At 71.7% G+C, this 23,990-nt stretch carries 20 protein-coding genes; 13 read left to right on the top strand and 7 right to left on the bottom strand.

What is annotated here, in order from left to right; all coding sequences use genetic code 11:
• The first annotated feature begins 11 nt into the window (after positions 1-11).
• From SY2F82_RS19410 to SY2F82_RS19385, 6 genes are all read left to right on the top strand, one after another.
• Entirely contained in the window at positions 12-710 is a 699-nt protein-coding gene (locus tag SY2F82_RS19410; protein WP_200420359.1) for an endonuclease V, read from the top strand.
• 62 nt (positions 711-772) lie between these two features.
• A complete protein-coding gene (gene mmpA, locus SY2F82_RS19405) occupies positions 773-919 on the top strand; it encodes a morphogenic membrane protein MmpA (RefSeq protein WP_200420358.1) in 147 nt (48 codons plus the stop codon).
• A gap of 193 nt (positions 920-1,112) precedes the next feature.
• Positions 1,113-2,306, top strand: coding sequence for a CaiB/BaiF CoA-transferase family protein (locus SY2F82_RS19400; RefSeq protein WP_200420357.1), 1,194 nt, complete (start codon positions 1,113-1,115; stop codon positions 2,304-2,306).
• Between the two features lie 3 nt (positions 2,307-2,309).
• Entirely contained in the window at positions 2,310-3,524 is a 1,215-nt protein-coding gene (locus SY2F82_RS19395; protein WP_200420356.1) for an acetyl-CoA C-acetyltransferase, read from the top strand.
• 49 nt (positions 3,525-3,573) lie between these two features.
• Positions 3,574-5,754, top strand: coding sequence for a 3-hydroxyacyl-CoA dehydrogenase NAD-binding domain-containing protein (locus SY2F82_RS19390; RefSeq protein ID WP_200420355.1), 2,181 nt, complete (start codon positions 3,574-3,576; stop codon positions 5,752-5,754).
• A gap of 271 nt (positions 5,755-6,025) precedes the next feature.
• A complete protein-coding gene (locus SY2F82_RS19385) occupies positions 6,026-7,492 on the top strand; it encodes an amino acid permease (RefSeq protein ID WP_200420354.1) in 1,467 nt (488 codons plus the stop codon).
• Positions 7,493-7,617: 125 nt separating this feature from the next.
• On the opposite strand, the gene SY2F82_RS19380 is transcribed toward SY2F82_RS19385, so the two are convergent.
• Positions 7,618-9,111, bottom strand: coding sequence for a M1 family metallopeptidase (locus SY2F82_RS19380; protein WP_200420353.1), 1,494 nt, complete (start codon positions 9,109-9,111; stop codon positions 7,618-7,620).
• A 215-nt stretch (positions 9,112-9,326) separates the two neighbouring features.
• On the opposite strand from SY2F82_RS19380, the gene SY2F82_RS19375 reads away from it, so the two are divergent.
• The 4 genes from SY2F82_RS19375 to SY2F82_RS19360 all read left to right on the top strand — a co-directional run bounded on the left by SY2F82_RS19375 (position 9,327) and on the right by SY2F82_RS19360 (position 15,137).
• A complete protein-coding gene (locus SY2F82_RS19375) occupies positions 9,327-11,276 on the top strand; it encodes a Xaa-Pro dipeptidyl-peptidase (protein WP_200420352.1) in 1,950 nt (649 codons plus the stop codon).
• A gap of 135 nt (positions 11,277-11,411) precedes the next feature.
• Positions 11,412-12,434, top strand: a complete 1,023-nt coding sequence (locus tag SY2F82_RS19370; RefSeq protein ID WP_200420351.1) for an oxidoreductase — start codon at positions 11,412-11,414, stop codon at positions 12,432-12,434.
• A 48-nt stretch (positions 12,435-12,482) separates the two neighbouring features.
• Positions 12,483-14,123: an ABC-F family ATP-binding cassette domain-containing protein gene (locus SY2F82_RS19365; protein ID WP_200420350.1), complete on the top strand. Its 1,641-nt coding sequence runs from the start codon at positions 12,483-12,485 to the stop codon at positions 14,121-14,123.
• Between the two features lie 168 nt (positions 14,124-14,291).
• Entirely contained in the window at positions 14,292-15,137 is an 846-nt protein-coding gene (locus SY2F82_RS19360; RefSeq protein ID WP_200420349.1) for an LLM class flavin-dependent oxidoreductase, read from the top strand.
• Positions 15,138-15,214: 77 nt separating this feature from the next.
• On the opposite strand, the gene SY2F82_RS19355 is transcribed toward SY2F82_RS19360, so the two are convergent.
• From SY2F82_RS19355 to SY2F82_RS19350, 3 genes are all read right to left on the bottom strand, one after another.
• Positions 15,215-17,578, bottom strand: coding sequence for a Tex family protein (locus SY2F82_RS19355; protein WP_200420348.1), 2,364 nt, complete (start codon positions 17,576-17,578; stop codon positions 15,215-15,217).
• Between the two features lie 132 nt (positions 17,579-17,710).
• Positions 17,711-17,836: an LPFR motif small protein gene (locus SY2F82_RS39520; protein ID WP_258053467.1), complete on the bottom strand. Its 126-nt coding sequence runs from the start codon at positions 17,834-17,836 to the stop codon at positions 17,711-17,713.
• A gap of 52 nt (positions 17,837-17,888) precedes the next feature.
• Positions 17,889-18,755, bottom strand: a complete 867-nt coding sequence (locus SY2F82_RS19350) for a hypothetical protein (protein WP_200420347.1) — start codon at positions 18,753-18,755, stop codon at positions 17,889-17,891.
• 113 nt (positions 18,756-18,868) lie between these two features.
• On the opposite strand from SY2F82_RS19350, the gene SY2F82_RS19345 reads away from it, so the two are divergent.
• The gene (locus SY2F82_RS19345; protein ID WP_200420346.1) at positions 18,869-19,822 is read left to right on the top strand and encodes a GlxA family transcriptional regulator; all 954 of its coding nucleotides are present in this window, start codon (positions 18,869-18,871) and stop codon (positions 19,820-19,822) included.
• Positions 19,823-19,833: 11 nt separating this feature from the next.
• Complete coding sequence (locus tag SY2F82_RS19340) at positions 19,834-20,469, top strand: DJ-1/PfpI family protein (RefSeq protein ID WP_200420345.1); 636 nt, start codon at positions 19,834-19,836, stop codon at positions 20,467-20,469.
• On the opposite strand, the gene SY2F82_RS19335 is transcribed toward SY2F82_RS19340, so the two are convergent.
• On the bottom strand, positions 20,456-21,205 hold the full coding sequence (locus tag SY2F82_RS19335; protein ID WP_200420344.1) for an enoyl-CoA hydratase/isomerase family protein: 750 nt from the start codon (positions 21,203-21,205) through the stop codon (positions 20,456-20,458). The genes SY2F82_RS19340 and SY2F82_RS19335 overlap by 14 nt on opposite strands.
• Before the next feature lie 231 nt (positions 21,206-21,436).
• Here SY2F82_RS19335 and SY2F82_RS19330 point away from each other — a divergent pair, with 231 nt between their 5' ends.
• Positions 21,437-21,946, top strand: a complete 510-nt coding sequence (locus tag SY2F82_RS19330) for an ATP-binding protein (RefSeq protein WP_200420595.1) — start codon at positions 21,437-21,439, stop codon at positions 21,944-21,946.
• A gap of 81 nt (positions 21,947-22,027) precedes the next feature.
• Here the strand turns inward: SY2F82_RS19330 and idi are convergent, their stop codons facing one another.
• Both idi and galE read right to left on the bottom strand, forming a co-directional pair.
• Positions 22,028-22,621 carry an isopentenyl-diphosphate Delta-isomerase gene (gene idi / locus SY2F82_RS19325; protein ID WP_200420343.1) on the bottom strand — a complete coding sequence of 198 codons (594 nt, stop codon included), beginning with the start codon at positions 22,619-22,621 and terminating at the stop codon, positions 22,028-22,030.
• 275 nt (positions 22,622-22,896) lie between these two features.
• A complete protein-coding gene (gene galE / locus SY2F82_RS19320) occupies positions 22,897-23,877 on the bottom strand; it encodes a UDP-glucose 4-epimerase GalE (RefSeq protein ID WP_200420342.1) in 981 nt (326 codons plus the stop codon).
• Positions 23,878-23,990 lie beyond the last annotated feature (113 nt).

Raw genomic sequence — 23,990 nt, 5'->3', positions numbered from 1 at the left:
TCGTCACCACCATGACCACCGTACGCACCCCCGCGGGCTGGCCCGCGACCGAAGAAGAGGCCCGTGCCGTGCAGGACGAGCTGTGCGGCCGGGTGATCCTCGACGAATCGGGGCCGCCGCCCGGGACCGGCCCCGTGACGGGGGTCGACGTCGCCTACGACGACGAGCGTGGCGTGGTCGCGGCGGCGGCCGTCGTCCTGGACGCGGCCACGCTCACCCCTCTCGCCGAGGCCACGGCCGTCGGTGAGGTCTCCTTCCCGTACGTTCCCGGTCTGCTCGCCTTCCGGGAGATCCCCACCGTCCTGGCCGCGTTGGAGGCCCTGGACCGCGATCCCGGGCTGGTCGTCTGCGACGGCTACGGCCTCGCCCACCCGCGCCGGTTCGGTCTGGCGAGCCACCTCGGCGTCCTCACCGGACTGCCCACGATCGGCGTCGCCAAGAACCCGTTCACGTTCACCTACGCGGAGCCGGGGACCGAACGCGGCAGCAGCAGCCCGCTCCTCGCGGGCAGCGAGGAGGTCGGCAGCGCCCTGCGCACCCAGGCGGGCGTCAAACCGGTGTTCGTCTCCGTGGGGCACCGGGTCGGCCTCGACACCGCCTGCGCGCACACCCTCGCGCTCGCCCCGGTGTACCGCATCCCCGAGTCCACCCGGCGCGCCGACAGGCTGTGCAGGCGCGCCCTGAAGGAGGCCGTCGGGTCCGCGGCCTGAGTACGGCGGCTGAGTACGTGTACGGATGTGGCCGCACCGCCGTGATCGGCAGGGTGGGACACATGACGACACACCGTGCGCCCAAGACCGTGAGCCACCCCGCCCAGCCCGTCGAGCGTGCCGTGACGGCAGCTCTGCTGCTCGCCGCTCTCGCGGGGCTCGCCTGGATCGTCGGGATGGTCGTCACGGTCCTGGAGTGGAGGTCCTGACGCCGGCCGACGATTGCCCCTCGCGCCGTTGTCGGTGGCCGCGATTACCGTGAGGCGAGAATGTCCATACGGAGAGTATGCGGTCGAGGCCCGCGCTTGACTAAGCGCTTGCTCGATCGGATAGTGCCCGTACTGGAACATGTTCTCGACAACGCCGATCTCGCATCGGGCGTCTCACGGAGCTGGGGGCCGGATGGCAGTGGCAAGGACGCCGGGGCAGGGGCCCCTCGCCGGCGTGCGCGTCGTCGAGTTGGCCGGTATCGGGCCCGGCCCGTTCGCCGGCATGCTCCTCGCCGACCTCGGCGCCGACGTCGTCCGCGTGGACCGGCCGAACGGCTCCGGACTGGCCATCGACCCGGAGTACGACGTCACCAACCGCAACAAACGCTCGGTGATCGTCGACCTGAAGACCGAGGAGGGCCCGGCCCGCGTCCTGGACCTGGCCGAGCGCGCCGACATCCTCATCGAGGGCTACCGCCCGGGCGTCGCGGAACGCCTCGGCGTCGGCCCCGAGACCTGCCACGCCCGCAACCCCCGGCTCGTCTACGGCCGGATGACCGGCTGGGGCCAGGAGGGCCCGCTCGCCCCCCGCGCCGGACACGACATCGCCTACATCGCGCTCACCGGCACGCTCGGCATGATCGGCGCCCCGGACGCGCCGCCCGCGATCCCCGCGAACCTCGTCGGCGACTACGCGGGAGGTGCGCTCTACCTCGTGGTCGGTGTTCTCGCCGCCCTCCACCACGCCCGCGCGACCGGAACCGGCCAGGTGGTGGACGCGGCCATCGTCGACGGTGCCGCCCACCTGGCCTCGATGATCCACGGCATGCTCGCCGCCGGGGGCTGGCAGGACCGGCGCGGCGCCAACCTGCTCGACGGAGGCTGCCCGTTCTACGGCACCTACGAGACGGCCGACGGCCGGTACATGGCGGTGGGTGCCCTTGAACAGCAGTTCTACGAGGAGTTCGTGGAGTTGCTGGGGATCGCGGACCGGGCTCCGGCCCGCAAGGACGTCGCCCGTTGGGGTGAACTCCGGGAGCTGGTCGCGGCCCGTTTCAAGACCCGCACGCGCGACGAGTGGACCGCCGTCTTCGAAGGCTCCGACGCGTGCGTGGCGCCCGTCCTGTCGCTCCGGGAGGCGCCGGCACACCCCCACCTCGCCGCCCGCGGCACCTTCACCGACCACGGCGGCATCACCCAGCCGGCGCCCGCGCCCCGCTTCTCGGTCACCCATACGGCGGTGCACGGCGGGCCCGCGCAGCCCGGCGCCGACACCGAGGACGTCGCCCGCGACTGGGGCGTGCCGCGGCTCCTCGGGGCGGCGACCGACGAAGCTTTCGACCCTCCCGAGCCGCGCCTGCCCGGCCGACCCTCCTCGAAAGGCTGACAGTTGAGCACCGAAGCGTACGTCTACGACGCGATCCGCACCCCGCGCGGACGCGGCAAGGCCAACGGCGCCCTGCACGGCACCAAGCCCATCGACCTGGTGGTCGGGCTCATCCATGAGACACGGCGGCGTTTTCCCGATCTCGACCCCGCCGCGATCGACGACATCGTGCTGGGTGTGGTGAGCCCGGTCGGCGACCAGGGCTCCGACATCGCCCGGATCGCCGCGATCGCCGCCGGACTGCCCGACACGGTGGCCGGCGTCCAGGAGAACCGCTTCTGTGCGTCCGGTCTCGAAGCGGTCAACCTGGCCGCCGCGAAGGTCCGCTCGGGCTGGGAGGACCTGGTGCTCGCGGGCGGCGTCGAGTCGATGTCCCGGGTTCCGATGGCCTCGGACGGCGGCGCCTGGTTCGCCGACCCGATGACCAACATGACCGTCAACTTCGTGCCGCAGGGCATCGGCGCCGACCTCATCGCCACCATCGAGGGCTTCTCCCGCAGGGACGTCGACGAGTACGCGGCGCTGTCCCAGGAGCGTGCGGCGGCGGCCTGGAAGGACGGCCGCTTCGACCGCTCCGTGGTCCCGGTGAGGGACCGCAGCGGTCTCGTCGTCCTCGACCACGACGAGCACATGCGGCCCGGCACCACCGCCGACTCTCTCGCCAAGCTGAAGCCGTCGTTCGCGGACATCGGCGAACTGGGCGGCTTCGACGCGGTGGCGCTGCAGAAGTACCACTGGATCGAGCAGATCGACCACGTCCACCACGCGGGCAACTCCTCAGGCATCGTCGACGGCGCGGCCCTCGTCGCCATCGGCTCCAAGGAGGCTGGCGAGCGGTACGGGATGCGGCCCCGGGCCAGGATCGTGTCCGCGGCGGTCTCCGGCTCCGAGCCGACGATCATGCTGACCGGGCCTGCGCCCGCCACCCGCAAGGCCCTCGCCAAGGCCGGGCTGACGATCGACGACATCGACCTCGTCGAGATCAACGAGGCGTTCGCCGCGGTCGTGCTGCGCTTCGCCAAGGACATGGGGCTGTCCCTGGACAAGGTCAACGTCAACGGCGGCGCCATCGCGCTCGGCCATCCGCTCGGCGCGACCGGCGCGATGATCCTCGGCACGCTGGTGGACGAACTGGAGCGGCAGGACAAGCGGTACGGCCTTGCCACGCTGTGCGTGGGCGGCGGCATGGGCATCGCCACGATCGTCGAGCGCGTCTGACCTTCCCCAACGGATCGAACGGATCGAACGGACCTTACGGAGCACCCCGATGAACACAGAGTCCACCACCATCCGCTGGGAGCAGGACGACGCCGGCGTCGTCACCCTCGTCCTCGACGACCCGAACCAGTCCGCGAACACCATGAACCAGGCGTTCAAGGAGTCGATCGCGGCGATCGCCGAACGCGCCGAGGCCGAGAAGGACTCCATCCGCGGCATCATCTACACCTCCGCGAAGAAGACCTTCTTCGCGGGCGGCGACCTCAAGGACATGATCAAGGCCGGCCCCGAGGACGCCCGGCAGGCGTTCGAGACCGGTGTGGCGATCAAGAACTCCCTGCGCCGTATCGAGACCCTCGGCAAGCCGGTCGTCGCCGCCCTCAACGGCGCCGCCCTCGGCGGCGGTTACGAGATCGCCCTCGCCTCCCACCACCGCATCGCCCTCGACGCCCCCGGCTCCAAGATCGGCCTTCCCGAGGTCACCCTGGGTCTGCTGCCGGCGGGCGGCGGCGTCACCCGCACCGTGCGCCTGATGGGCATCGCCGACGCCCTGCTGAAGGTGCTGCTCCAGGGCACCCAGTACTCGCCCCGGCGCGCGCTGGAGAACGGTCTCGTGCACGAGGTCGCCGCCACCCCCGAGGAGATGATGGCCAAGGCCCGCGCCTTCATCGACGCCAACCCCGAGTCCCACCAGCCCTGGGACCGGCCCGGCTACAAGATCCCGGGCGGTACGCCGTCCAACCCGAAGTTCGCCGCCAACCTGCCCGCCTTCCCGGCCAACCTGAAGAAGCAGCTGAACGGCGCCCCCTACCCGGCCCCGCGCAACATCCTCGCGGCGGCCGTCGAGGGCTCCCAGGTCGACTTCGAGACCGCCCTGACCATCGAGGCGCGCTACTTCACCGAGCTGGTCACCGGACAGACCGCGAAGAACATGATCCAGGCGTTCTTCTTCGACCTCCAGGCCGTCAACTCCGGCGCCAACCGCCCGAAGGGCATCGAGCCGCGCCAGGTCCGCAAGGTGGGCGTCCTCGGCGCCGGGATGATGGGCGCGGGCATCGCCTACGCGTGTGCCCGCGCGGGCATCGAGGTCGTCCTCAAGGACGTCTCCCTGGAGGCGGCCGTCAAGGGCAGGGGCTACTCCGAGAAGCTGTGCGCCGAGGCGGTCTCCAAGGGGCGTACGACCCAGGAGAAGGCCGACGCGCTGCTCGCCCGCATCACCCCCACCGCCGAGGCCGCCGACCTCGCGGGCTGTGACGCCGTCATCGAGGCCGTGTTCGAGGACACGGCGCTCAAGCACAAGGTGTTCCAGGAGATCGAGAACGTCGTCGAGCCCGACGCGCTGCTGTGCTCGAACACCTCCACCCTGCCGATCACCGCGCTCGCCGAGGGGGTGGAGCGGCAGTCCGACTTCATCGGGCTGCACTTCTTCTCGCCGGTCGACAAGATGCCGCTCGTCGAGATCATCAAGGGCAAGCGGACCGGTGAGGAGGCGCTGGCGCGCGCCTTCGACCTGGTGCGGCAGATCAACAAGACGCCGATCGTCGTCAACGACTCGCGCGGCTTCTTCACCTCCCGGGTCATCGGCCACTTCATCAACGAGGGCGTGGCGATGGTCGGCGAGGGCATCGAGCCCGCGTCCGTCGAGCAGGCGGCGGCCCAGGCGGGCTACCCGGCGAAGGTGCTGTCCCTGATGGACGAGCTGACGCTCACCCTGCCCCGGAAGATCCGCAACGAGACCAGGCGGGCCGTGGAGGAGGCGGGCGGCACCTGGACACCGCACCCGGCGGAGGCCGTCATCGACCGCATGGTCGACGAGTTCGGCCGCACCGGGCGCAGCGGCGGCGCCGGGTTCTACGAGTACGGCGAGGACGGCAGGCGCGGCCGGCTGTGGCCGGGGCTGCGGGAGCACTTCACCAGGCCCGGGCACCAGATCCCGTTCCGGGACATGCAGGAGCGCATGCTGTTCTCGGAGGCGCTGGACACCGTCCGGCTTCTTGAGGAGGGCGTGCTGACCTCCGTGGCCGACGCCAACATCGGGTCGATCTTCGGCATCGGCTTCCCCGGCTGGACCGGCGGCGTCCTGCAGTACATCAACGGCTACGAGGGGGGCCTGCCCGGCTTCGTGGCCCGCGCCCGGGAGCTGGCCGAGCGGTACGGCGAGCGGTTCACGCCGCCCGCGCTGCTGGTGCAGAAGGCGGAGAGGGGGGAGCGGTTCACCGACGCCCACTGAGACGGTGGACGACACCCGCTGAGACGGCCGGGGGACCCGGGGCCAGGAGCCCTGCACGGGTCCCCCGCCGTGCTTGTATGACCACTTTGGGACGCCCATGTGGTGAACCTGTGAGAAGTCCCGCTCTGTGACGTGCGCCATCGCATGGAAATCGGCCTCTGCGAGAAGGTGAGGCCTTGGTCTGTGCCGCGTCAGGGGTGGCCGGACCGAGCCCCATCCGGAAACCCGCGCACCACCCCAGCGCCGGGCGTACCAGAGAGTAGATCCACTCGTGAGCAAGGACGCCGTGAACACGGCCGCGGTCGCATCCCACACCGATGCGACCCGGGCGCCCGCGGACGCGGGCGACGCCGGTTACAGCAAGGACCTCAAACCCCGCCACATCAACATGATCGCGATCGGCGGGGCGATCGGCACCGGACTCTTCCTCGGTGCCGGAGGACGGCTGCACAACGCGGGTCCCGCCCTCGCGCTGGCGTACCTGGTCTGCGGCGTCTTCGCCTTCTTCGTCGTGCGCGCCCTCGGCGAGCTGGTCCTGTACCGGCCGTCGTCCGGGTCGTTCGTCTCGTACGCGCGCGAGTTCCTCGGCGAGAAGGGCGCCTACGTCGCCGGCTGGATGTACTTCCTGAACTGGTCGACGACCGGTATCGCCGACATCACCGCCATCGCGCTCTACACCCACTACTGGAGTTTCTTCACCTCCATCCCGCAGTGGGTGCTCGCCCTGATCGCCCTCGCGGTCGTGCTGGCGGTGAACCTGATCTCGGTGAAGATCTTCGGCGAGATGGAGTTCTGGTTCGCGATCATCAAGGTCGCCACCCTGGTGGCCTTCATGTTCGTCGGCATCTTCCTGCTGGCCACGCGGCACGAGGTGGACGGCCGCACGCCCGGTCTCGGCGTGATCAGCGACCACGGCGGGATCTTCCCGCACGGGCTCATGCCCGTCGTCCTGGTGATGCAGGGCGTGATCTTCGCCTACGCGGCCCTGGAGCTGGTGGGCGTCGCCGCGGGCGAGACCGCGGAACCCGAGAAGGTCGTGCCGCGCGCCGTGAACTCGATCATGTGGCGTGTGGGTCTGTTCTACGTCGGCTCGGTGGTCCTGCTCGCACTGCTGCTGCCGGGCTCGGTCTACTCCGGGGACGAGAGCCCCTTCGTCACCGTGCTGTCGAAGATCGGTGTCCAGGGCGCGGGCGACGTGATGAACCTGGTCGTGCTCACCGCGGCGATGTCCTCGCTGAACTCCGGCCTGTACTCCACCGGCCGCATCCTGCGCTCCATGGCGATGGCGGGCTCGGCGCCCAAGTTCACGGCGCGGATGAACCGCAGCCAGGTGCCCTACGGCGGCATCCTGCTGACCTGCGCGGTCTGCGTGATCGGCGTCGGCCTGAACTACTTCGTGCCGAGCCAGGCCTTCGAGATCGTGCTGAACGTGGCCTCCCTCGGGATCGTCAGCACCTGGGTGATCATCATGGTCTGCCACCTGGTCTTCGTCCGCCGCGCCCGGGCGGGCCACCTCACCCGGCCGTCCTTCCGGCTGCCCGGCAGCCCGGTCACGGAGATCGCGACGATCGCCTTCCTGCTGGTCTGCCTGGGCCTGATGTGGAACGACCCCGAGGTGGGCCGGAAGACCCTGCTGCTCATCCCCGTGATCGCGGCCCTGCTCGTCGGCGGCTGGTTCGCGCTGCGCCGCCGCATCGATCAGGCCGCGAACCAGGAACTGACCGACCTCACGAAGTAACCGGTCGGCGGCCGGAGCGGCGCCTGCGTCGCGCGCCGTGCCCGAGGCCGAGCTCCGCGTACGTCCACGTCGCGGAGCCGGCCTCTTACCCGGCGAGCCGGTCGGGCCCCGGTGGGGGCCGCCGATCAGCCGGAGTGCACGGCGTTCGTCGCCTCGATCTTCTTCCAGGACTTCGGTTGCGTCACGGCAGCCGGAGCCGGTGCGACGGACGCGGTGCGCGCCGCCGGTGCAGCAGGCTTCGAGGGCTGGAACAGCCAGGTGTCGAAAAGAGCCCCCAGCGGCTTCCCGGACACCTTCTCCGCGTACGCCTGGAAGTCGGCGACCGAGGCGTTGCCGTACGCGTGCTCCTTCGGCCAGCCCTTCAGGACGGCGAAGAACGCGTCGTCGCCGATCTCGTTCCGCAGCGCCTGGACGGCCAGCGCACCCCGGTCGTAGACCGCGATGTCGAACTGGTCGTCCGGCCCCGGGTCACCCGGCTTCACCGTCCAGAAGGCGTCGTCGGCCGGGTGCGAGGCGTACACGTAGTCCGCCAGCTCCTGCGTCGTGCCCTCGCCCTCGTGCTCCGACCAGAGCCACTGCGCGTACCGCGCGAAGCCCTCGTTGATCCAGATGTCCTTCCAGCCCTTCAGCGACACGTCGTCGCCGTACCACTGGTGCGCCAGCTCGTGCACCACGACGGACGTGTTGGAGCCATTCGCGAACTGCTTGGGGCTGTAGTACACCCGGGTCTGCGTCTCCAGCGCGTACCCGGTGGTCGTGTTCGGCACATAGCCGCCCGCCGAGCTGAACGGATACGGCCCGAAGTAGCCGCTGAGCCAGTCGACGATCTCCCCGGTGCGCTCCACGCTCGCCCGCGCGGCCCCGTCGTTGTCGCCGAGGTCCTTGCTGTAGGCGTTGACGACCGGGACACCGCCGTCCGAGGTGCTCGTCGTGATGTCGAACCTGCCGATCGCGAGGGTGGCGAGATAGGTCGCCTGAGGCTTGTTCTCCCGCCAGTTGTAGCGGGTCCATCCCAGCTTGGAACTCGTCGACTGCAGCGTGCCGTTGGATATCGCCTGCGTGCCGTCCGGCACCGCCACCGACACGTCGTACGTCGCCTTGTCGCTCGGGTGGTCGTTGCTCGGGAACCACCACCACGCCGACTCGGGCTCGTCCGCGGCGACCGCGCCGTCCGGGGTCCGGTGCCAGGTGGTGAAGCCGTAGGCGCTCTTGGTGGACGGCACGCCGCTGTAGCGGACCACGACGGTGACCGGCGTGCCCTTCGGCAGCGGGCTCGCGGGTGTGACCACCAGCTCGTGCTGGCCCGAGGCGGTGAAGGACGCCTTCGCCCCGTTCACCCGCACCTCGCTCACATCCAGCAGGAAGTCCAGGTCGAACCGCGACAGGTCCTGTGTGGTCCGCGCCAGGATCGTCGCCGTGCCCTGCAGCTCGTCCGTCTTCGGCTGGTACGTCAGTCGCAGGTCGTAGTGGGAGACGTCGTATCCGCCATTGCCGTAGTACGGGTAGTAGGGATCGCCGATACCCGGGGCACCGGGCTGGTAGGCGGCCGCCGATGCCGGGATCGCCAGCAAGAGGGAAGCCGCCGCGAGTGCGCCCGGGGCGATGAGTCTGCGGTGCACGAGAACTCCAAGTCGTAGGGGCACGAGGTCTGTTGTGTCCGGAGCCTATTCAGACCCACCGTTCCCCGGCATGTCCATGGCACCCTCTGTCACACGATCGCCATCCGGCCGACACGAGCCATCCCGTCCATCCGGCCTCACCGGCCCCGCCGGAACCGGACAGTCCCTCAGATGCCCCCTTCTGCAGGCGAGTTGACCCAGGTACCGTCCCGCGCATGCGGATCAGCACCCCCCTCAGAGCCTTCAGACCGCTCGCGGCGACGGCCACCGCCGCGCTCCTGGCGGTCTTCCTCACCCCGTCGGCCGCCCACAGCGCGCCCCGGGAGAGCCGGCCCGTCTACTCGTACGACAACGCCATCCGTGAGTCGGTCTGGGTGGACACCGGCCTGGACGGCGACGGCGACGGAAAGCCCGACCGTGTCGCCGCCGACATCGTCCGGCCCCGTGAACCCGCGGCCAAGGGCCGCAAGGTGCCCGTCATCATGGACGCCAGCCCCTACTACTCCTGCTGCGGGCGCGGCAACGAGAGTCAGAAGAAGACCTACGATGCGAGCGGCCACGTCGTCCAGATGCCGCTCTTCTACGACAACTACTTCGTACCGCGCGGCTACGCCTTCGTCGGCGTCGACCTGGCCGGAACCGATCGCTCCGACGGCTGCGTGGACGTGGGCGGCCGCTCCGACATCCAGTCCGCCAAGGCCGTGATCGACTGGCTGAACGGCCGCGCCAGGGCCTACACCACCCGTACCGGCACCACGCCCGCCAAGGCGTCCTGGACCAACGGCGCCACCGGCATGATCGGCAAGAGCTGGGACGGCACCATCGCCAACGGAGTCGCCGCCACCGGCGTCAAGGGCCTGAAGACCATCGTGCCCATCAGCGCCATCTCCTCCTGGTACGACTACTACTTCGCCAAGGGCGCACCCCTGTACGACTCCGGCCCCAACTGGCTGTCCGACTACGTCGAGAACCCCGACGCCCGCGCCAAGTGCGCCGCCGTGCAGCACGAACTCGTCGACGGCGCGCCGCGCACCGGTGACTGGACACCGCTGTGGACCGAACGCGACTACGTGAAGGACGCGGGCAAGGTCCGCGCGAGCGTCTTCCTCGTGCACGGCATGCAGGACCTCAACGTGCGCACCAAGCACCTCGGCCAGTGGTGGAACGCCCTCGCCCAGCACGGCGTCAAGCGCAAGATCTGGCTCTCGCAGACCGGACACGTCGACCCCTTCGACTACCGGCGCGCCCAGTGGGTGGACACCCTGCACCGCTGGTTCGACCACGAACTCCTCGGCTACGACAACGGCATCGACCGCGAGCCCGTGGCCGACATCGAACGCCACCCCGACCAGTGGGTCACCTCCACCGCCTGGCCGCCCCGCGACACGGCCACGGCCACGCTGCGTCCCGGCCACGGCGACCGGGCCGGCGTCGGCACCCTCGCACTGCGCTCCGGCACCGGCACCGAGACGTTCACCGACGACCCGCGGCTCAGCGAGACCGACTGGGCAGCGCACATCGACCGGTCCACCCCGGACAAGGCCGGGTTCGTCACCCCGACGCTGTCGAAGGACCTGCGGATCTCCGGCTCCTCCACGGTGACCGTCACCGTCACGCCCACCACCTCCTCGGCCCACCTGTCCGCCGTGCTCGTCGACCTCGGTCCCGCCACGATCCGCGACTACGCCGACTCCGCGGAGGGCATCACCACACTCACCGAACGCACCTGCTGGGGCGCGAGCACGGCCGGCGACAGCGCCTGCTTCAAGGTCACCCAGGCCAAGAAGACGGACGTCACCTCCACGGTGTTCAGCCGCGGCTGGGCCGACCTCGGCCACTACGCCTCGGACGCGAAGGGCGTCCCGCTGACCCCGGGCAGGCCCTACACGATCACGCTCGACCTGGCCGCGACCGACCACGTCGTCCCGAAGGGCCACCGGCTGGCCCTGATCGTCGCCGGCACCGACAAGGACCTCATCGACCCTCCGTCCACCACGCCCACCCTGACCGTGGACCTGTCCCGCACGGCGGCCCGGGTGCCGCTCGTCGGAGGGGCCGCGGCGTTCGCGGGCGCCACCTCCGGGGCGACGTCGGCAACTGCGGCGCCCACCACGCCGTACGGCCTGCGGAGCCCGCACAGCCACCGCATCCCTGACGGCAGCTGACGGCGGCGCACGGCATCCGACACCCACTTGGGGGGCGGCCGGGTCCACGGCCCGGCCGCCCCCTGCCGGCCCGGTACGCCGACCGAATCCGTCCTGCCGTGCTCACATCACTCCCCGCGTGGGGATACTCACGGCATGTCTGCCGAATACGCGACCTTCGGCCTGGCACCGGCCATGCGGGCCGGTGCCGTCCGCACCGGTGGTGACTACGAAGCGCACCGGGACTTCGTGGACTTCGTCGTCGACGGACGCCCGCTGCTGCACCGGCTCTCCGACCTCGACGCCGTCTCCCCGCTGGCCTCCGACATACCGCCCGCGATCTTCACCGCGCAGGTGCGCGGGCTGCTGCTGGAGACCGGGGCGCCGCTGCCGGGCGACCGGTACGTCCTGTACGGCTGCCCCGAGTGCGAGGACCTGGCGTGCGGAGTGGTCACCGCGGTCATCGCACGCGACGGCGACGACTACATCTGGCGGGACTTCGCCTGGCAGACCGACGACACCGCCGATCTCGAACTCAACGGCTACCACGGCATCGGCCCCTTCCGCTTCCAAGGCGCCCAGTACCGTGCCGCGTTGGGCGCGCTGCTGCACGACGGCGCCCCCGCGTCCCGACGCCGCGTGCTGCTGATCGGCGCCCGTGTCGCCGTGCTCGCCAAGCTCGCCGCCGCCCTGCGCACCATCGGCATCGGCGCCGACATCACCCGCGACGCGACCGGCGTCCCCACCGAGGAACTGCGCCAGTACAGTGCCGTCGCCTTCGGCCGGGCGGTCACGGCGGAGGAACGGGCCGCCGTACGCCGCTCCTTCGAGGACGCCGGGCTCGACGTGGCCCACGTCGACGGACTCGCCCCGATCGTCCCGCTGCTCGTCGCCCAGATCGAACAGGCGCTGGACCACGCCCCGGTGCAGCACCGCCGCCTGACGGGACTGGCCGCCACCGACGGCGCGGCGTACGTGGAGGTCACCTCCGCCTGCCGTGTCCGCCTCACCGCCCACCGCCTCGACCGCCTCTACCGCACCCACACCAGCGAGGTCTTCGACGGCATCCTGGAGCCGGGCCGTCACCGGATCGCCCTTGACCCCAAGGCGGTGAAGGGCGAGGCGTTCCTCGTGGCGCGGACCTCGGGAAGTGTCCTGGTGGAGGCCGTGACGCGGTGAGAATCCGGGCGCGCGCGGCACCTGGCGGCCGTTAGGATCGGCGGTCTGATGACTGCCACCCTCGTCGCCAAGAACCTCGCCGCCGGGCACGGCGACCGCTCGCTCTTCACCGGGCTCGACCTCGTCGTCGCGCCCGGTGATGTGATCGGGCTCGTCGGTGCCAACGGCGCAGGCAAGTCCACCCTGCTGCACATGCTCGCCGGGCTGCACACCCCCGAGCAGGGCGAGCTGCGGCTGTCCCCGCCCACCGCCACGGTCGGGCACCTGCCGCAGGAGCCGGAGCGCCGGCCGGGGGAGACCGTACGGGAGTTCCTGGCCCGCCGCACGGGCGTCGCCGACGCCCAGCGCGCGATGGACGAGGCCACGCAGGGGCTCGTCGACGGGGCACCCGGCGCGGACGACGCGTACGCGGCGAGCCTGGAGCGCTGGCTCGCCCTCGGCGGCGCGGACCTCGACGAACGCGCCGAGGAGGTCGCCGACTCCCTGGGCCTGGGCGTCGGCCTGGACCAGCCGATGACGTCCCTGTCCGGCGGGCAGGCGGCCCGCGCCGGCCTCGCCTCCCTGCTGCTGTCCCGCTACGACGTCTTCCTGCTCGACGAGCCCACCAACGACCTCGACCTGGACGGCCTGGAGCGGCTGGAGCGGTTCGTCAGCGGGCTCCGCGCCGGGACGGTGGTCGTCAGCCACGACCGGGAGTTCCTCACCCGCACGGTCACGAAGGTCCTGGAACTCGACCTCGCGCAGCGGCAGATCAACCTCTACGGCGGTGGATACGAGGCCTATCTCGAGGAACGCGAGTGGGCCCGCCGGCACGCCCGCGAGGAGTACGAGGAGTACGCCGACAAGAAGTCCGTCCTCCAGGACCGCGCCCAGATGCAGCGCGCCTGGATGGACAAGGGCGTCAAGAACGCACGCCGCAAGGCGAGCGACAACGACAAGATCGGCCGCAAGTTCCGCAGCGAGGCCAGCGAGAAGCAGGCCGCGAAGGCCCGGCAGACCCAGCGCATGATCGAGCGCCTGGAGGTCGTCGAGGAGCCCCGCAAGGAGTGGGAGCTGCGCATGGAGATCGCGTCGGCCCCCCGCTCGGGCGCGGTCGTCGCCACGCTGCGGGACGCGGAGGTACGGCGCGGCGACTTCACCTTCGGCCCGGTGTCCCTCCAGATCGACTGGGCGGACCGGGTGGCGGTGACGGGCGCGAACGGCGCGGGCAAGTCCACGCTGCTCGGCGCGCTCCTCGGCCGTGTCCCGCTGGACGCGGGCCACGCCTCCCTCGGCTCGGGCGTCCTGGTCGGCGAGGTCGACCAGGCCCGCAAGCTGTTCCACGGCCCGGAATCCCTGCTGGACGCGTTCCGCGCCGCGGTCCCCGACACCGAGCCGGTCGAGGTCCGCACCCTGCTCGCCAAGTTCGGCCTGAAGACGGACCACATCCTGCGCCCGGCGGCGACCCTCTCCCCGGGCGAACGCACGCGTGCCGCGCTGGCGCTCCTCCAGGGCCGGGGCGTCAACCTGCTGGTCCTGGACGAGCCGACCAACCATCTGGACCTGCCGGCGATCGAACAGCTGGAGTCGGCCCTGGACTCCTACGAGGGCACCCTGCTCCTCGTCACGCACGACCGCCGGATGCTGGACGCGGTGCGGGTGACACGCCGCCTTCAGGTGGCGGACGGCAAGGTGACGGAACACCCGTGACCGCTTCGCGTAATCGGCTTGTTCTCCGAACTGCCCTCGTCCTAGAGTGAGTTGATCCGAAGAGACGTTCCCCCGAAGTGCGCCGCAGAGCGGGAGCGTCCCACCTCACCGAGGTGCCGGAGGGGCGGCAGCTGTCCTTGTCGACCCTTCCTGTCGGAGGTCTTCCGCATGAACATCGGTATCGGTCTGCCCATCGGCGACCCGACCACCCTGCTCACCTGGGCGCGGCACGCGGACGCCGGGCCCTTCAGCACCCTCGGCCTGCTCGACCGGCTCGTCTACGACAACCCCGAACCCCTGGTCGCGCTCTCCGTCCTCGCGGGCGCCACCTCCCGCATCCGCGTCCAGACCGAGGTGCTGCTCGCCCCGCTGCGCGACACCGCCCTGCTCGCCAAACAGGCCGCCACCCTGGACCGTATGACCGGTGGGCGGCTGGTCCTCGGCCTGGGCATCGGCGGACGTGACGACGACCACCGGGCCACGGGCACCGACCCGCGCACCCGGGGCCGGCGCCTCGACGAGCAGATGGAGGTCATGCGGCGCCTGTGGTCCGGCGAGCCGTACGGCGAAGGCGTCGGACCGATCGGGCCGGCGCCCGCTCGCCCCGGCGGCCCCGAGGTCCTCTTCGGCGGGTTCAAGCCCACCGCGCTCGAACGCGTCGCGCGGTGGGGCGACGGCTTCCTGGCCGCCGCGCCGCCCTCCTGGGCGGGCGGCCTGTTCGACACCGTCCGCGGGTTCTGGCATCAGTACGGCCGCGACGGCGAGCCCCGCCTCGTCGCGCAGGTCAATGTGGCGCTCGGCCCGCAGGACGTCATCGACGACGCACGGACCGCCATGCACACGTACTACACCTTCACCGGCATGGCCGACCGGATGGTCGCCGGGATGCTCACCACGCCGGCGGAGATCCGCGAGGCGATCACCGCCCTCACCGACCTCGGCGCCGACGAGGTGATGCTCTACTGCTACGGCCTCGACCCGGCCCAGGTGGACCGCCTGGCCGACATCCTGTGACGACCTGATCCCGTACGGCTCGGCCGGAGGGAACCCGGGCCCGGTCCCCGCGACGGAGCAGGGCCGGGCCCGGCACCTCAGCGGCGGCCCGGCTTCTGGTCGAGCAGACCGGCCCGGCGCAGTGCGTCCGCCATCGCGCTGTTGGCCGGCGGGGGCGCCTGGCGGGAGCCTGTGCCCTGGCGGCCCTGGCGCTGCTGCGGGGGACGCCCGCCGCGCTGCCGGGCGCCGCCGGAGGGCTGCCCCTGCGGAGCCGCCTCGTCGTCCAGCCGCAGCGTCAGCGAGATCCGCTTGCGCGGAATGTCGACGTCCAGGACCTTCACCTTGACGATGTCACCCGGCTTCACCACGTCCCGCGGGTCCTTGACGAACGTCTTCGACATCGCGGAGACGTGCACCAGACCGTCCTGGTGGACGCCGACGTCGACGAAGGCGCCGAACGCGGCGACGTTCGTGACGACGCCCTCCAGGATCATCCCGGACGACAGGTCGGAGATCTTCTCCACGCCCTCCTTGAAGCTGGCCGTCTTGAACGCGGGCCGCGGGTCGCGCCCCGGCTTCTCCAGCTCCTTGAGGATGTCGGTCACCGTCGGCAGACCGAACGTCTCGTCCACGAAGTCGGACGCCTTCAGCGAGCGCAGCACCGCCGTGTTCCCGATCAGCGACGCCACCTCCTGGCCCGTCGTCTTCACCATGCGCCGGACCACCGGGTACGCCTCCGGGTGCACGCTGGAGGCGTCCAGCGGGTCGTCACCGCCCCGGATCCGCAGGAAGCCCGCGCACTGCTCGTACGCCTTGGGCCCGAGCCGCGCCACGTTCTTCAGCTGGGCGCGGGACGTGAACGGGCCGTTGGTGTCGCGGTGCGCCACGATGTTCTCCGCGAGCCCGGAGGAGATGCCGGAGACCCGGGCCAGCAGCGGAGCCGACGCCGTGTTGACGTCCACGCCCACGCCGTTCACACAGTCCTCCACGACCGCGTCCAGCGAGCGGGACAGCTTCACCTCGGACAGGTCGTGCTGGTACTGGCCGACGCCGATCGACTTCGGGTCGATCTTCACCAGTTCGGCGAGCGGGTCCTGCAGACGGCGGGCGATGGAGACCGCGCCACGCAGCGACACGTCCATGTCCGGCAGCTCCTGCGAGGCGAACGCGGAGGCGGAGTACACCGACGCGCCCGCCTCGGACACCATCACCTTCGTCAGCCCCAACTCGGGGTGTTTGGAGATGAGTTCACCGGCGAGCTTGTCCGTCTCGCGGGACGCCGTGCCGTTGCCGATCGCGATCAGCTCGACCGCGTGCTCCTTGGCCAGCCGGGCCAGCTTGGCGATCGCCTCGTCCCACTTGTTGGCCGGGACGTGCGGGTGAATGACGTCCGTGGCGACCACCTTGCCGGTCGCGTCCACCACGGCCACCTTCACGCCCGTACGGAAACCGGGGTCCAGGCCCAGCGTCGCGCGCGTGCCGGCCGGGGCGGCGAGCAGCAGGTCGCGCAGATTCGCCGCGAAGACCTTGACGGCCTCGTCCTCGGCCGCCGTACGCAGCCTGAGCCGCAGGTCGATGCCCAGGTGCACCAGGATGCGGGTGCGCCAGGCCCAGCGGACGGTGTCCAGCAGCCACTTGTCGGCAGGGCGGCCGCGGTCGGCGATCCCGAAGCGGTGCGCCACGATCCCCTCGTACGACGACGGGCCGTCCGTCGGCTGCTCCGGCTCCAGGACGAGGTCGAGGACCTCCTCCTTCTCGCCGCGCAGCAGGGCGAGGACCCGGTGGGAGGGCAGCTCGGTGAAGGGCTCGGCGAAGTCGAAGTAGTCGGCGAACTTGGCGCCCGCCTCCTCCTTGCCCTCCCGTACCTTGGACGCCAGGCGTCCGCGCACCCACATCCGCTCGCGCAGCTCTCCGATCAGGTCCGCGTCCTCCGCGAACCGCTCGGTGAGGATCGCCCGCGCGCCCTCCAGCGCGGCCTGCGGGTCCGGCACCCCCTTGTCGGCGTCGACGAACGCGGCCGCGGCGGCCACAGGCTCCACCGTCGGGTCGCCGAGCAGGCCCTCGGCCAGCGGCTCGAGTCCCGCCTCGCGTGCGATCTGCGCCTTGGTGCGCCGCTTCGGCTTGTAGGGGAGGTAGATGTCCTCCAGGCGCGCCTTGGTCTCCGCGCCCCGGATCCGCGCCTCGAGCTCCTCCGTGAGCTTGCCCTGCTCCCGCACCGACTCGAGGATCGCCGTGCGCCGCTCCTCGAGCTCACGCAGATAGCGCAGCCGCTCCTCGATCGTGCGCAGCTGCGCGTCGTCGAGCATCTCGGTCGCTTCCTTGCGGTAGCGGGCGATGAAGGGCACCGTCGAGCCGCCGTCCAGCAGCTCGACCGCGGCCTTCACCTGCCGCTCCCGTACGCCGAGCTCCTCGGCGATCCTGCCTTCGATGGACCCTGCTCCGAGGGACCCGGGTGTCGTCACGATCCCGTACCGCCTTCTCCACTGAGGTTGCGCGGCAATTGTGGCAGGTCGCACCGACAACGGGGGCGCAAGGGCACGAGGACGGGGCGGCGCCGTCCGCGCCGCCCCGTGGGCTGGGAGTCCTCGGCCGGTTCAGGCCCGGCGGGCGGAGCCCGAAGCCCCGCCGAACAGCCGGGCCAGTGCCCGGAACGGCAGCGTCACGACGGTCGCGACGGCGCCGCCGATCTGGCGCAGTACGTCTGCGATCGCACGGAACACAAGCTTCCCCTTTCGTCTCCCGGTGTGGACCATCGGGTGACGACCGGGTACCTCATCCCTTGCCGATCATGCCCTCCGGGAAGGCCCCGGCCGCGAGAGCCCTGGTCAGCAGCGCGCCCGCGAGATCCGTCAGCCGTTCGACGCCTGCGGCGCCGAGGTGTTCGTAGGGGGCCCGGTCCAGGCGGTCGGTCTCCGCCTCGATCTCCCCGCGCAGCGCGGTGCCCGCCTCGGTCAACTCGCCGTCCGCATCGAGCAGTCCACGCTCACGCAGCCGCCCGCACGCCGCGTCCCAGTCCTCCCGGCTCCAGCCGCGCGTGCCGAGTGCCCACTTGGGGGACATGCCCTTGCCGGTCGCGGCGTGGGTCACCAGTGCCTCCACCGGATCGAGGTCCGCCGCCAGCAGCACCGCGAGATGGCCGTCGCCGCGGTGCTCCCGCAGCAGTGTGGCCGCGTGCCAGAACGCCAGGTGCGGCTCGTCGGGCACCGGCAGATCGGCGTGCGCGGCATACAGGGGGCGCGCGTGCCGGGTGCACGCCTCCGTCGCGCGCAGCGCGAGCTCCGCCGCCTCGGCCGTCTCCTTGGCGGCGACGGTCTCCTCGCCCAGCAGCCGCCGCAGCGTCGCGTCGACGGCACGCGCGCGTGCCGCGAGCACCACCTGGGGGGACGCCGTCTCCCACACGGCGGGCACGTGCCGTGCCACCAGCCCCGGGTGGAAGTTGAAGAACGCGGCCGTCACCACGCCCGCGCCCACGGGGCCCATGGCGGCGGCCCGCACCGCGAAGTAGGCGGCCCTGTTGTCGGACACGCCCACGGCGGTCAGTTCCCGGCTCAGATCCGGCGAGAAGTAGTGCGTCGAGTGCAGCGGATTGATCACATTGTGGCAGCGCCGCGCGGCGCGCTCCGGCAGGCGAGAGGTCATGACCGGCAGGTTACCGACTGGTCGGTACGTCAGGAAGCACGCGACCCGGCATGGCAGGAAAGGTGGGATCTTCGTCGTTGCAGCCATGTCGCCCACCGCCAAGAATCGACGGCATGCGCACCCTCCTGGTCGTCCTCTTCGACGGCGTTCAGAGCCTTGACGTCACCGGCCCGGTGGAGGTCTTCGCGGGCGCCGAGCTGCGCCGTCCCGGGTCCTACCGCCTCGTCACCGCCTCCCTGGACGGCGGCCCTGTCCGCACCTCCAGCGGCCTCACGCTGGCGGCCGACCACGCCCTCTCCGACGCGCCCGCCCCGCACACCCTGATCGTTCCCGGCGGTCAGGGCAGCCGGCACCCCGATGAGCGCCTGCTCGACTGGCTGCGGGAACACGGTCCCCGCGCCGACCGTCTGGTCTCCGTCTGCACCGGCGCCGTCCTGCTGGCCCGCGCGGGCCTCCTCGACGGGCGCCGAGCCACGACCCACTGGGCGTACTGCGACACACTGGCTCGCCACCATCCGGAGATCGAGGTCGACCCCGACCCCATCTACGTACGCGACGGACACGTCGCCACCTCCGCCGGCGTCACCTCCGGCATCGACCTCGCCCTGGCCCTCGTCGAGGAGGACCTGGGTCGTGACACCGCCCTGACCATCGCCCGCCACCTGGTCGTCTTCCTGCGCCGCCCGGGCAACCAGGCCCAGTTCAGCGCTCAGCTCGCCGCCCAGACCGCGCAGCGCGAGCCCCTGCGCGAGGTCCAGCAGTGGATCAGCGAGCACCCGGACGACGACCTCACGGTGGAGGCGCTCGCCGCCCGGGCCCGGCTGTCGCCCCGTCACTTCGCCCGGGCCTTCCAGGCCGAGACAGGGATGCCCCCGGGCCGTTATGTCGACCGCGTCCGCCTCGAACACGCCCGCCGTCTGCTGGAGGACACCGGCGACGGCGTGGAGGAGATCGCCCGCGCCAGCGGCTACGGCACCCCGGAGGCCATGCGGCGTGCCTTCGTCAAGGCCCTCGGGGCCTCCCCGGCGGAGTACCGCCGCCGGTTCCGCCCCGCCACCACCCTCTGAAAGGGACCTTCATGCAGATCGCCATGGTCGTCTACGACCGCTTCACCGCCCTCGACGTCGTCGGGCCCTACGAGATCCTCAGCCGCCTGCCGGACGCGCGCGTCGACTTCGTCGCCGAGCGGCCGGGCGCCGTCCGCACCGACACGGGATTCCTCGCCCTCACCGCCGACAAGGCCCTGCGGGAGGTGCCCCGCCCCGACATCGTCGTGGTGGCCGGCGGCCCCGGCACGCTCGCGCAGCTGGAGAACGAGGCCCTGGCGGAGTGGCTGCGCGCGGCCGACGCGACCAGCGCCTGGACGACCTCCGTCTGTTCCGGGTCGCTGCTGCTGGCGGCCGCCGGCCTGCTGCGCGGACGGCGGGCGACCAGTCACTGGGTCGCGCTGGACCAGTTGCGCCGGTACGGCGCCGAGCCGACCGGGCAGCGAGTGGTCTTCGACGGCAAGTACGTCACCGCCGCCGGGGTCTCCTCGGGCATCGACATGGCGCTCACCCTGGTCGGCAGGATCGCCGGCGACGAGCACGCCCAGGCCGTGCAGCTGCTGACCGAGTACGACCCGCAGCCGCCCTACGACGCCGGGTCGCCCGAGAAGGCGCCCGCGCACCTCGTCGCGGAGTTCCGCGCCTCCGGCCGCTTCAGCCTGACGTAGTCCAGGTGAAGCGCGGCGCGCGGCGCTCCAGGAACGCGGCGACGCCCTCCGCGGTGTCGCCGCTGCCGCGCGCCTGCTCCATCCAGTACGCCTCGCGGTCCGTGCGGCCGTTCGCGAACTCCTTGGCCGCGGCCTGCGTCAGCTGCGAGCGGGCGGCCAGGACGCGGGTGAACTCGGTGACCCGCTTGTCCAGTTCGCCCTCGGGCAGCAGCTCGTCGACGAGACCGGTGCGCAGCGCCCGCTCGGCGTCGATCAACTCGCCCGAGAACAGCAGGTACTTGGTTGTCGCCGGGCCGACCAGCGCGGCCAGCCGGCGGGTGGCGGAGGCCGGGTAGACGATCCCGAGCTTCGCGGGCGTCACCCCGAACAGCGCACCTTCCTCGGCGAACCGCAGATCGCAGGCGGCCGCCAGCTGGGCGCCGCCGCCCACACAGTGCCCACGCACCGCGGCCAGCGTCGGCTTGGGGAAGGCGGCCAGCGCCTCCTCCGCGAGCACGGCCAGGCGCTGCGCCTCCTCGGGGGAGTCCTGGAGCGTGGAGATGTCGGCGCCCGCGCAGAACGTCGTGCCCTCGCCGGTCAGCACCAGTGCCCGGACCGTGGGGTCGGCGGCCAGGGCGTCGAGCAGCGGCGGCAGCGTCTCCCACATGGCGGCCGTCATGGCGTTCCGCTTGGCCGGATGGTGGATGACGACGGTCGCGACCCCGTCGGCGACGCGGTGCAGCAGCTGGGGCTCCATACGCCGGATGCTATCCGCAGCCGTCGAAGGCTCGACGAACGCGTACAACCCGAAGAGTTCGCAAGGTGGCGCGGCAAGGAGCAGGAGCGGTCACACAACTGACCGTGTCATACGCCAATGGTCAGATGTCGTCGATACTTGCTGACTTGTGTTCAGTCTTTTGGGACGGACCAGCGCATTCCCAACACTCGAGGTGTGGTGACAATCGAGCGCAAGGGTGGCGACCGCACGATGGAGAACGAAGGGCGAGGGTCCGGCCCACGCCCTGAAGGCGGCGGAAGGGCGCCGGAAGGCGTGCGGCCGACGGGACCGCTGCCGTACGAGGGGGTGTGGCGGTTCACCGCCGCCGCCGTGGACGCCTCGGTGCCGCAGGCGCGGCACGCGGTGCGGGACCTGCTCGTCCGCCAGGGCGTGCCGGTCTCGGACGACACCGTGCAGGCGCTGTTGCTGATCGTCTCCGAGCTGGTCACCAACGCGGTCCGGCACGCGGCGCTGCTGTCGCCGATGCTCGCCGTGGAGGTCGCCGTCGGCCCCGAGTGGGTGCGGGTGGCGGTGGAGGACGACCACCCCTACCGCCCGAGCGCGCTGGAGGCGGACCACGGCCGCACCGGGGGCCGGGGACTGCTCCTGGTGCGGGAGGTGACGAGGGAGGCCGGCGGGGTGTGCGACGTCGAGCACACGGCCGGCGGCGGCAAGGTGATCTGGGCCGCGCTTCCACTCAAGCCCACGGGCGTCTTCTGAGCCGGCGGGGACATCCACCGAGTCGGTCCGGCATCCGCGGACCGTGCGGGTCCGTCCGGACGGGCCGGACGGACCCCCGCTTCACCAGCCCGCGGACGGCCCGGTCAGCTCCCTGATCGCGGGCCGCGCCGCGTCCAGGACCGTCATGAACCACGACGAGAACCTGTCCTCGGCATGCCGCTGGGCCAGCTCTTCCGTGGTCACGAACGCCGTCGCCCCGACCTCCTCCGGGTCCGGGTGCAGGGGGGACTGCACCAGGCCGACGAAGAGGTGGTTGTACTCCTGCTCCACCAGGCCCGAGTCCGGATCCGGATGGTTGTAGCGGACCGTGCCCGCCTCGGCGAGCAGCGACGGGGAGACGCCCAGCTCCTCGTACGTCCGCCGGGCCGCCGCCGCGAACGGCGCCTCACCCGGGTAGGGGTGGCCGCAGCAAGTGTTCGACCAGACGCCGGGGGAGTGGTACTTGCCCAGCGCCCGCTGCTGGAGCAGCAGCCGGCCCCGCTCGTCGAAGAGGAACACCGAGAACGCCCGGTGCAGCCGGCCCGGCGGCTGATGGGCGGCGAGCTTCTCGGCCGTGCCGATCGTGGTGCCGTTCTCGTCGACCAGCTCCAGCATGATGGCTTCGGCGGTGCCGTTCGACGAACGGTGCGTCGCGGTGGCAGGTGTGATCGGCATACCCATCCTTCGCATCGGTTGTCCAGCCTCAAGTCTGCCGTACGAATCCGGCACTCCCGGCACTTCGCTCCTCCCCGCATGTCCCGCCACGGACGTATCGAAAGCGGTCCGCGACCGCACGGAGAGGACGCCGGAAGCGGTCGGATACCTGATCGTGCCCGTCGCCGCCGACGGGGAACCGCGCGGGGGGCGCGCCCACGGCAACCCGCGCCGGCGCACGCGCGCGCACCCGTGGCGCAGCCTCGCGTACCCCCGCCGAGGGGCTCGCATCCCGGTCAGTCGTGGCGTGCCTCCGGGTGGTGCAGCAGCCACCCCTGCCAGGCCGACTCCACCATGTCGCGCACCCCGCGCCGGGCCCTCCAGCCCAGCTCCCGCTCGGCGAGCGCGGACGACGCGACCGCGCGGGGCGCGTCCCCGGGGCGGCGCGGCTCGACGACCGCGGGCGAGCTGTCTCCGGTCACCTCGCCGATGAGCGTGACGAGCTCCCGTACCGAGACGCCCTCGCCACGGCCGACGTTGACCGTCAGGTCGCCCGTCGCGCCCCCGGCCAGCCGCCGGGCCGCCGCGAGGTGCGCCTCGGCGAGGTCGGCGACGTGGATGTAGTCGCGGACACAGGTGCCGTCCGGTGTCGGATAGTCGTCGCCGAAGATCCGCGGGGCCTCCCCGCGCGTCAGCCGGTCGAAGACCATGGGCACGACGTTGAACACGCCCGTGTCGGCCAGCTCCGGCGCCGCCGCGCCCGCCACGTTGAAGTAGCGCAGACACACCGTCGCCATGCCGTGCGCCCGGCCCGCCGCCCGCACCAGCCACTCGCCCGCGAGCTTCGTCTCGCCGTACGGGCTCATCGGGGCACAGGGTGTGTCCTCCGTGATGAGGTCCACATCCGGGTCGCCGTACACGGCCGCGGACGACGAGAACAGAAACCGCCTGATCCCGGCCTCCGCGACCGCGTCCAGCAGCGTGGCGAGACCGCCCACGTTTTCCCGGTAGTAGTGCGTCGGCCGTTCCACGGACTCGCCGACCTGCTTGCGCGCCGCGAGGTGCACCACACCGGTCACCTGGTGCTCGGCCAGGACACTCTTGAGCAACTCGCCGTCCAGCGCGGAGCCCCGCACCAGCGGAACGCCCTCCGGAAGCCGGGAGGGAACGCCGGCCGAGAGGTCGTCCAGGACCAGGACGCGCTCACCCTCGGCGACCATCGCCCGCGCCACATGAGCTCCGATGTACCCGGCCCCGCCGGTGATCAGCCATGTCATGGAGTCTCACCCTATGCCCGTCCGGCGAACGCCGTCCGGCCCCGCCCAGCTGCCGGGAATGGGTGGATCCGCACCCGCGGTTTGTGACCTGCCCGTCCCATCCCCGATGATGA

Source organism: Streptomyces sp. Y2F8-2 (assembly GCF_014905555.1).
Lineage (GTDB): Bacteria > Actinomycetota > Actinomycetes > Streptomycetales > Streptomycetaceae > Streptomyces > Streptomyces cynarae.
Note: the sequence above shows the minus strand (reverse complement) of the source record. Positions and strands in the feature narration are given on the sequence as shown.